The organism is Variovorax gracilis (assembly GCF_030317115.1).
GTDB classification, from domain to species: domain Bacteria; phylum Pseudomonadota; class Gammaproteobacteria; order Burkholderiales; family Burkholderiaceae_C; genus Variovorax; species Variovorax gracilis.
In genome coordinates, this window is the sequence record NZ_JASZYF010000012.1 from 167899 (window position 1) to 177571 (window position 9673).

Annotated in this window: 6 protein-coding genes; all 6 read right to left on the minus strand. The window is 66.3% G+C overall.

Features of this window, described 5'->3' with window-relative positions; genetic code table 11:
• Window positions 1-81 precede the first annotated feature (81 nt).
• Complete coding sequence (locus QTH97_RS22555; RefSeq protein ID WP_444813463.1) at window positions 82-1101, minus strand: methyltransferase; 1020 nt, start codon at window positions 1099-1101, stop codon at window positions 82-84.
• Window positions 1091-1840: a gamma-glutamylcyclotransferase gene (locus tag QTH97_RS22560; RefSeq protein ID WP_286570699.1), complete on the minus strand. Its 750-nt coding sequence runs from the start codon at window positions 1838-1840 to the stop codon at window positions 1091-1093. Before QTH97_RS22560 ends, QTH97_RS22555 begins: the two co-directional genes overlap by 11 nt.
• 289 nt (window positions 1841-2129) lie before the next feature.
• Window positions 2130-3461 carry a TolC family protein gene (locus tag QTH97_RS22565; RefSeq protein WP_286570700.1) on the minus strand — a complete coding sequence of 444 codons (1332 nt, stop codon included), beginning with the start codon at window positions 3459-3461 and terminating at the stop codon, window positions 2130-2132.
• A 16-nt stretch (window positions 3462-3477) separates the two neighbouring features.
• Entirely contained in the window at window positions 3478-4809 is a 1332-nt protein-coding gene (locus QTH97_RS22570; RefSeq protein WP_286570701.1) for an HlyD family type I secretion periplasmic adaptor subunit, read from the minus strand.
• Window positions 4802-6577: a type I secretion system permease/ATPase gene (locus QTH97_RS22575; protein WP_286570702.1), complete on the minus strand. Its 1776-nt coding sequence runs from the start codon at window positions 6575-6577 to the stop codon at window positions 4802-4804. Before QTH97_RS22575 ends, QTH97_RS22570 begins: the two co-directional genes overlap by 8 nt.
• Before the next feature lie 65 nt (window positions 6578-6642).
• Window positions 6643-9673: Calx-beta domain-containing protein (locus tag QTH97_RS22580; RefSeq protein ID WP_286570703.1), on the minus strand; the 3031-nt coding region annotated here is incomplete at its 5' end.

The window sequence follows — 9673 nt, forward strand, 5'->3', positions numbered from 1 at the left end:
AGCCAAGGTCGACTGGCACTACGTTGCCGGGTCGGGCGCGCTGCCGCCCTTTCTGGAACGCACAGTGCGAGAGTGCGCGGCTCAGCCCGGAACCGCCTCCATGACCCACACCGGCGATGCGGTTTCGATGACGCGCTCAAGGGCAAACCCCGAGCTTTGCAAGAGTTCGCCGAATTCGGGTCTGGTGCGCTCGCGCGCGGCACCGAACATGGCCATCATGTGAGTGTCGACCAGGTAGCCTGATGGCCGTCCGAGCGCCGGGTCGGGCTCGATGATCTGCTCCACGACAAGCAGGCGAGCGTTGGGTCTCATTGCGCAGCGGCAGTTGCGCAGGATTCGGATGCAGTCGTCGTCGCTCCAGTTGTGCAAGACGCGGATCACAAGGTAGATGTCCGCGCCTTGAGGGACGCGATCGAAAAAGCTGCCGCCTTGGACTTCGATTCTTCCGGCCAATCGCGCTTCGGGCGGTATGGCAGCCACGACGTCGTCCCGATCGAAGACTATTCCGCGTGGCCCTGGAAACCGTTCGAGTATTTGCCGCAGCGCTTCTGCATTGCCACCACCGACGTCGACGATCAGCTTTGCACCGGAGAAATCGTAGCTGACGGCCAGGGTCTGGTGCCGACGGTCCGGAAAGTTCGCCATGAAGGCGTCAAAGATTCGAGCCTCGGCGGGATGTTCACGCAGATACTGGAAGCGGTCCATCCCCCAGGCGGCTTGATTCGGATCGCTTCCCGCCAGCGCGGTATCCAGGACGCCCCAGGCTTTCCACGAGCCGGGCGCAGTCCAGAACCTCGCCCCATGGTGAAGGCTGTTCGGCTCGTCCGTCCGCAGGAGCATCGAGCGTGGAGAGTGCGCGACGCCTCCGTCCGCACCGACGCGAAACACGCCGGATGCGGCAAGCGCGCGCAGGATCCGCAGCAGCGGCGTCGCAAGAACTGAACAAGCCGTTGCCAGATCACTCACATTGCGGCTGCCGTCTCTGGGAATCTTGTCCGCGACGGCGAGATCGGCGACCAGGCGGAGCATCCGTGAAACCTGGAAGCCCCGAATGAGCAGATCCAGAGCCTCTCGGTCGCTGTCAGCTCTATCATTCGTCATGGCGAACCTGCGCGTTGGGTTGGCCGCTCCCGGCAAGCCGACGGGCGACGATCTGCTGCAAGCGCCAGAGATTGGCGTCCCTGATGTCAAGACGTTCCAGTTGGTCGATGGTCTGCAGGAGGTAGTCGGCGCCTGAGCCCCAGTGCCCTGCCGCCTTACACAGCACATCCGCGATTTGCTCCTGCGTCAGGCCGCCCACGAAGTTCGGCCCCTTGCGATTCGCGGCGAACACGATGGCGCGCACGTCAGTGCCGCGCGCCTTGGCGGTGACCCATCGCGGTGGACTGTTCGGCGGCTTGACGGTCATCTCCCTACGCCACAGCGTGTTCAGGCTGGCCGGGACCGAGGCGCCATCGATGCGAAGCAGGGCGCCACGGCAACTGCCCCCGGGCGTGAGCGACATCATCAAGCCCGGTTGATCGGGCGTCCCTCGAAAGCGGGTGAGCCGGATGCAGAACGATCGATGCCATCCGGGCAAAACGGCGGTCACCTGCTCGACAACTTCGAAGCCCGGATTCCAGAGCAACGACCCATACCCGAAGACCCACACATCCTCCCCGCCCCACGGACCCGCAGCAAGGAACTCTTTCAAGGAAGCTTCATAGTCGGCATCGTTGTGGACCACCACGCCAGGAGCCGGGCCACTATCCTCGACTTCACGAGCGATGCGTGACACCAACTCAGGCGTCAAACGGAGCGGCCTGGCCCGCCGCAGATCGGCTGCCTCGAGGAAAGTCATTGGATGCTCCTTTGGGGCCACTTCCCGCACGAGTCGGTGCCGCGGGCGGAATGGCGGCTGGTTTCGCCGCGCGACCTGAGCACTGTGAATGCGATTGGGCTCCTGATCGGCTGTTGGCGCAACGCTTGCCTGACCTCAAGTAGCCGCTCTGTCAATTTTGTCGCCGCGCGCCAGCGGTGGGTTGTGTCTGCTCCGCCTCGTCGATGCTGCAACCGCCTCGCGTCGCCGCGTTCGGCCGAAGCAAGGCCGAAGCGGGCCAGGGTGGAAGAGCGGAATGGAGTTCGCCCATTCAGCGAACACCGGAGTCGAACCAGCGGTCCCACGAGGCAACATCGTCTTCGGTCAGGTTGCCGCTGCGAATGCGCAGCGCCACCACGTCGCGCACGTAGTCGTATCGCGCCTTTGCTCCATCGGCGCGCGACTTGAAGAGCCTGCGGCGCGCATCGAGCAGGTCGTTGATCCGGCTCACCCCGAGGTCCAGCCCGACTTCCTGCGCCTTGACCGTCTGTTCGAACGCACGAACTTCGGCCGTCGTCGAGCCAATGCGAGCATGGTTGGCTCGGGCGCTCAGCCAGTGGGTGACGATTTCCCGCTCGACCTCGCGCCTCGCCCCCTCCAGCTCTTGTTCGGCCGCGCCCTGGCGCGCGGCTGCCTCTCGCGTCAAGGCGTCCACCCTGCCACCCTCGTAGATGGGGACGCGCAATTCGACACCCACGGTCGCCACGTCATAGGGCGGTTGGCGACGGTTGTCATATCCTTGATCGGAATAGATATACGACATCGTCGCTGCCAGTTGCGGCAGATGTTCAGCGCGGCTGGACTGATAGGCACGTCGAGCCGCTTCCACCGCTTCCGCAAGGGCCAGCAAGCGCGGATAGCTGCGCAGTGCATCGTCGACCCATTCCTGCTGCGTCCCAGGCACCGCATCAAAGCTGGTCCGGGTCAGCGCAGGCACCTGTTTCACGGCAATGCCGCACAGTTCCGTCAGTCGCGCAAGGGCCACGGCCTGGTTGTTCCGTGCGTCGATCGTGCGGGTGACAAGGCTTTGGGCGTAGGCCTCGGCCTCGGCCAGGTCGGTGACCTTGGCCATCTGCCTTTCGCGCATCGCGCGCAGACGATCGACCTGGCGGGTTGCCGCCTGCGACTCTGCGGCCAGCCATTCGAGTTCGTCTTGTGCCGTCAGCGCTTCCAGGTAGCGGTCCAACACCTCGTCAAACAATGCCAGGCGGGTCAGTGCCAGCTCTTGATCGCGCTGCAAGACCGTCGCCTGCGTCGATTCCCATCGGCTTCGCGAGGCCTGGTCGTAGAGGCTCTGCCGCAGGATCAAGCTGTTGCGCTTTCCGGTATAGGGCTGGTTGCCGATCGTTGTCGCATCATTGAATTGGTTCCGTGACAGCGAACCCAGCGCCAGCACCTGGGGCAACATCCGGCTGCGCGCCCCGTCCGATTCGGCACGGGCGCGATCCGCGTCGTACTCGCGCGTCCTCAGCAGCGGATTGCCCTTGAGCGCGGCGCGGTAGAGCTCGGCAAGCCCCTGTGCACGCGAGGCCGCGGGCATCGCGGACAACACGAAGATCGCGAGCCAGGGAACCAGGGAGGATGTGCAGCGGGCGAGGAGCATCACGACAGTGCCTTGCTCAATCTTGTCTGAACGAGCGGGCCACTGTATCGCTCAACGGTGCAATCAGGTACTTTAAGAACGTGCGCTCGCCCGTATAGATCAGCACTTCGGCGGGCATGCCGGGCACCAGTTCCAGCCTGGCCTTCGTCAGCGCTTGCAGGCTTTCGGCGGAGATTTCAACGCGCGCGAGGTAGTAGGGGACCTTGCGGCCTTCGTTGTCGTCAACCAGCCGATCGCCCGACACGGAGACCAGGCGTCCGTCGATGCGGGGAAGATCGCGCTGCTTGAATGCCGGAAAACGCACCTCGGCCAGCTGATCGATGCGCACCTGGTCAATGTCCTGCGGCGAGAGCTGCGCCTCGACGACCAGCTTCGCGTTCTGCGGCACGATGTCCAGGATGCGCTCGCCGGGTTTGATCACCGCGCCCAGCGTATGGACGGCCAAGCCGAGCACCATGCCTGCTTCAGGCGCGCGCACCACGGTTCGGGTCACCATGTCGTCCAGCGCGCGTACCTTTTCCCGCACGGTCGAGAGTTCGCTCTGCACTTCGGCAAGTTCCTTGGCCACCTCTCGCTGCAGCTCCTTGCCGAGTTGGAGGATCTTCACCTGCGTCTCGCTCACCTGGAATTCCGTGGCCGCCAGGTCCGCCACCAGCGAGCCCTGCTGTCCCTGGGACTCCGCGACGTTGCGCTCCATCTCGCGCACCCGCTGACGTTCGGCGTACCCCTGCTTCAGCAGCGCCTCGAAATCGACCCGTTCGCTCTCGTAGGAAGCCACCAGCCTGTCGCGACTTTTCTTCTGCGCCGCAAGCCCCGAGGCCTTGGCGCGCAGCTGCTGGATCTGCCGTTCGTAGAGCATGACCTCGCCGTCGTGTGACTGCTTGCGAACCGAGAACGTCTGCAACTGCACGTGCATGGCGTCGGCGGCGCGCGGGTCGCTGCGCGCCTCGGCCAGCTCCTTGGGGAAGACCACCTGAGAGAGGCTGTCCCTTTGGGCCACGAGCCTGGCCTCGCGCGCGAGCAGCGCGAACAATTGCCCCCGCAATCCCTCGACCTGGGCCTTGGGCTGCGTGTCTTCCAGCGCCACCAACACCTCTCCTGCCGAAACGAGTTGGCCGTCGCGCACCTTGATCTCGCGAACAATGCCGCCTTCGAGGTGCTGCACCGTCTTGCGGTACATCTCGACCGAGATGACGCCCGTGCCGATCGCGGCGCTGCTCAACGGTGCGAATGCCGCCCACACGCCGATTCCCCCGAAGATCGCGGCGACCGCGACGAAGCCCACGCGACGCAAGCGGCGCTCGGCCGCGACGTCGGCGGAGTCGGACGGGGGTTTGGCGTCACTCATGTGCCGTGCCTGCCATGCTGGCCAGGGCATCCGCGGCCCTGGTGTTCGCTGCCGGCCGCGCGACCCGCGCGGCGGCTTGTTGCAGTTTCGACGTGACCTCATCGCGCGTGTCGTACAGCGCCAGCTTGCCTCCCACCAACAGCAGGATTCGATCGACCTGGCTCAGCACATACATCCGATGCGTCACGATCACCACGGTACTGCGCATGCGACGCAACTCCAGCAGTGCGCGGTGCAACGCCGCGTTGCCTGCTTCGTCGAGATTCGAATTGGGCTCGTCCAGGATCACGATCTTCGGCGCCTGGTACACGGCCCGAGCCAGTGCCACCCGTTGCCGCTGTCCGGCCGACAGCACGAAGCCGCTGTCGAGGCGGGTTTCGTAGCCATCGGCGAAACCCAGAATCATCGCGTGCACACCTGCAAGTTCCGCGGCCGCCACCACGGCATCCGGGTCCACGTCGCCGAAACGGGCGATGTTCTCGGCCACGGTGCCATCGAGCAACTCGACGTCCTGGGGCAGGTAGCCAATGTGTCGTCCCATCGACTCGCGCTCATATTGGTCGAGCGCTGCGCCATCGAGCCGCAATTCACCGCTCCTCGGCCTGTGCAAGCCGAGCAGCGCGCGCAGCAGGGTCGACTTGCCTGCGCCGCTGGCACCCAGGATGCCCACCTGGGTGCCCGCATCGATCACGATGCTCAGCCCGTCGATTAACGGCGCGCGTGCGCCCGGCGGCTGGATGACGAGCTTGTCGAGCCGGTACTCGCCGCGTGGCTCGGGCAGTGGCATTGGCGCAGGTCGATCGGGCGTCGCGGCGAGCAGCGCCGAAAGGCGGCCGTAGGCCGCGCGTGCGCTGACCACCCCGCGCCAGTTGCCGATCAGCGCGTCGATGGGCGCCAGCGCGCGTCCCAACAGGATCGAACCGGCAATGACCGAGCCTGCACTGATGTCGCGACGCAGGGCCAGGTAGGCCCCCAGACCAAGCATCAAGGTCTGGACGGTCAGGCGGAAGGTCTTGGACAGCGCCGAGATGAGACCGGCGCGGCGGCTGGCCTGCTGCTGGGAGCGCAGGGCAGCGTCGTGCAATTCGGACCAACGCCGGCGCAGGCGTGGCAACATGCCCATCGCTTCGATCACCTCGATATTGCGCAGGTGCGCCGCTGTCCTCAGATTGGCCCGGGTCTCGTGTTTGTTGGCGTCGTGCAGCAGATCGCGGGTCGCGACCTCCGCCCAGACCGCGAGCGTCATCAACACCAGCGCCGCGAGGATGGCCGCGACACCGAACCACGGGTGGACCATGAACATCACGGCAACATAGATCGGCAGCCAGGGCGCATCGAGGATCGCGAACAGGCCCTGCCCAGTGAGAAACTGACGCAGCCGGTCCAGGTCGGTCAGCGGCTGGGCGTCGGCCTGACGCCCGCCGCTGGTCAGCGTGCGCGTGAAGATCGCGTCGTGAACCTTCGGGCCCAGCAGGGCGTCGAGGCGCATGCTGGAGACGATCAGGATCTGTGCGCGCAGCCACTCCAGCCCACCCAGCACGATGAACAGGAACACCACGATCAGCGTCAGCATGAGCAGCGTCGACTCGCTGCCGCTCGTGAGCACCCGGTCGTAGACCTGCAGCATGTAGATGGCAGGCAGCAGCATCAGCAGGTTCACGAACAGGCTGAAGAATCCCGCGGACATGAACGAGGCGCGGCAGGCGTCCAGGGCCTCTTTCAAGGCCGAGTGGCTGCTTGCATCGCTCTTCTTTTTTTTCGCGTTCATCTCGCTTTTGTGTCGCTTTCCCTCCTACGGGTTCCTCCAGCACCCCGCCACCCCCGCCGCGAGGGTCAGACGAAGAAAAAGTCCTGGGGATTGGCGCGCAGCACATCGACCGTCAGCAGGCCGGAACTGTCGTGCAGGTGGATCTCGCCTCCTGCAGCCGGCACGATGTCGACATCGCCCGCCCCGGCGCCTGGCTGCAAGGCGCTGCTGTTCAGCACCTGCTGCAGGGTCATGCCAGGGAACAGATCCTGGTCCAATCCGATGAAATCGTGACTGCCGCCGGTGGCGCTGAACTGGAAGACATCGGTGGTGGCGAAGCCCTGGCGGAAGACGAAGGTGTCGCTCGCCGCGTCGGACGTGAAGCTGTTGGCCGCGTCCTTCACGACCAGCGTGCTCGACACCTGACTGGTCGCAGCGCCAGTGGCCGGGTCGAGGGCAGCGGCTGTCACGGCGAAGCGGCCCGAGACCGAACCGGCGGCCAAGACAGTGGTCGGCGTTTCTCCCGGCAGGGCGAGCGCCACGCTCGCCGTGCCGCCAGCGCCCAGTGTCACGTCGATGATGGTCGGATTCTGCAGGACCGTGTTGCCTTCGTGGCTGCCGAGCGGGATGTCCATGCCGACGCCGCCGATCTCGGAGACGGCCAGGCGCACGGTCTGGCCGGCGGTGCCGGCTATTTCGACCACGACATCGTTGCCGGGGCTGCCGGCGCCCGCATTGAGGCCGGGCAGGTTGGCCTTGAGGATGCCACCCACCGCGTCGGTCACCAGTGGCGTGCCGCTGGCGGTCGACATCGACAGCACCGGTGCCGGAAGCAGGCTCGAGCCGAGCGTGGCCATGCCGCCGCCGGCGCTGCCCTGGGTGAACACCTCGCTGCCGATCGAGCCGCCATCGACCATCCCGACCGTGACCGAGGCGCCGATATGCTCGAAGCCCGAGACCGAACCCGACTCGTTGGGGCCGGGCGACGGCCCCTCGATGCTGGCGGGATCGGCATCGAGACGGAATGCGAAGGTCTGCCCGGCGGCAAGGCCGGCGCCGCCGAAGGTGACGACCAGCGTCTTGTAGCCGCCTTCAGTGACCGGGTTCGGTCCGTACGCCCAGGTCGCGCTCACCGGCACGGAGCCGTACGGCGTGAAGTCGAGCGCCGTGGTATCGCCGAAGGTGCCGATCGGATCGAACACCGTGCCGGCGATCAAGCTGTTGTGCAGATCGATGGTGAGCGTCCGGATGGCGGTGGTGCCGGTGTTGGTGAGCTCGTAAGAAGGCTCGTTGTAGGTGCTGGCGTTGAGTCCCCCGCCCGGCGTGATCAACAGGCGTGCGGACGCCCCGGCGCCGCTGCTGTCGTCGTTGACGATGGTGCCAGTCGCCGTCGCCGTGCCGATCGCGGTGCCGGCGCTGGGATTGGACAGCGCGACGGTGAAGTTTTCTGTCGACTCGACGGTGGTGTCGCCCGCGATGTTGACCGTGATGGTCTTGCTGGTCTCGCCGGCGGCGAAGCTCACTGTTCCCGTCGGGAAGGCGGCGCCGGTGAAGTCGGCGGCATTCGCCGGGTTGGCGGCGCTCCCCGTGACGGAATAACTCGCCGTTGACGCGCCGGTCGTGCTGCCGGTTCGGGTCACGGTGAAGGTGAAGGCGGTGCTGCCGCTGTTGCCCTCGTTCAGGCTGGCATTCGCTGACGCGATCGACAGCGACGGTCCAGCCGCGCCGTCGTCATTGACGATGGTGCCGGTCGCCGTCGCCGTGCCGATGGTCGTACCCGAGCTGGGGCTCGACAGGGTCACGGTGAACCCTTCGTTGGGCTCCACCGTGGTGTCGGCCGCCACGTTCACGGTGATGGTCTTGCTGGTCTCGCCCGCGGCGAAGCTCACCGTTCCAGTCGGGAAAGCCCCGCCGGTGAAGTCCGCGGCAACGGCCGGACTGGCGCTGCTGCCGGTCACGGCGTAGCTTGCCGTCGACGCGCCGGCCGTGCTGCCGGTTCGGGTCACGGTGAAGGTGAAGGCGGTGCTGCCACTGTTGCCCTCATTCAGGCTGGCGTTCGCTGCCGCGATCGACAGGGTGGGCGAGGTCGGCGCCGCCGTGCTGAACACTGCGAAGGCGTTGAGCTTGGCGTTCTCGACGTTGCCGGGCGAGGAGCTGCCGGGGCCGACCTGGATCGACAGCGAACCGTCGTTCACCGTGACCTGCTGGCTGATCGTGTAGGCGGCATTGGCGCCGACGTTCGCGTAGATGTCGATGTTCTGCAGCGCCGCCAGGGCCTGGCCCTCCAGCGACATGTCGAAGACGCGCTGACCGGGGCCGGTGATGCCGGAGTAGATCTCGGCCATCAGCAGGTCGACCTGGTACGTGCCGTTGGCCACCGGCACCTCGTAGGTGTAGCTGCCGCCCGGCGTCCAGCGTTCGTTCTGGTACAGCGCATCGTCGGTGGTGCCCGCGATGCCGAGGCCCGTGGAGAAGATCTGGCTGGAGCCGGTGGTCGGGCCGGCATCGGCCTGGAACACCACGCCGCTGCTCGCGGTCACCTGGCCGCCGCCGACGTTCACCGCAGCAACCAGGGTCGGCGTCGCACCACCATCGTCGTTGACGATGGTGCCGGTCGCCGTTGCCGTGCCGAGGGTCGTACCCGAGCTGGGGTTCGACAGGGTCACGGTGAATCCTTCGTTGGGTTCCACCGTGGTGTCGGCCGCCACGTTCACCGTGATGGTCTTGCTGGTCTCGCCGGCGGCGAAGCTCACCGTCCCGGTCGGGAAGGCGGCGCCGGTGAAGTCCGCGGCATTCGCCGGGTTGGCGCCGCTGCCGGTCACGGCGTAGCTTGCCGTCGAGGCGCCGGTCGTGCTGCCGGTTCGGGTCACGGTGAAGGTGAAGGCGGTGCTGCCGCTGTTGCCTTCGTTCAGGCTGGCACTGGCTGCCGCGATCGACAGCGACGGTCCGGCCGCCCCGTCGTCGTTGAGGATGGTGCCGGTCGCAGTCGCCGTGCCGATGGTCGTGCCCGAGCTGGGATTCGACAGGGTCACGGTGAACCCTTCGTTGGGCTCCACCGTGGTGTCGGCCGCCACGTTCACGGTGATCGTCTGGCTGGTCTCTCCGGCCGCGAAGCTC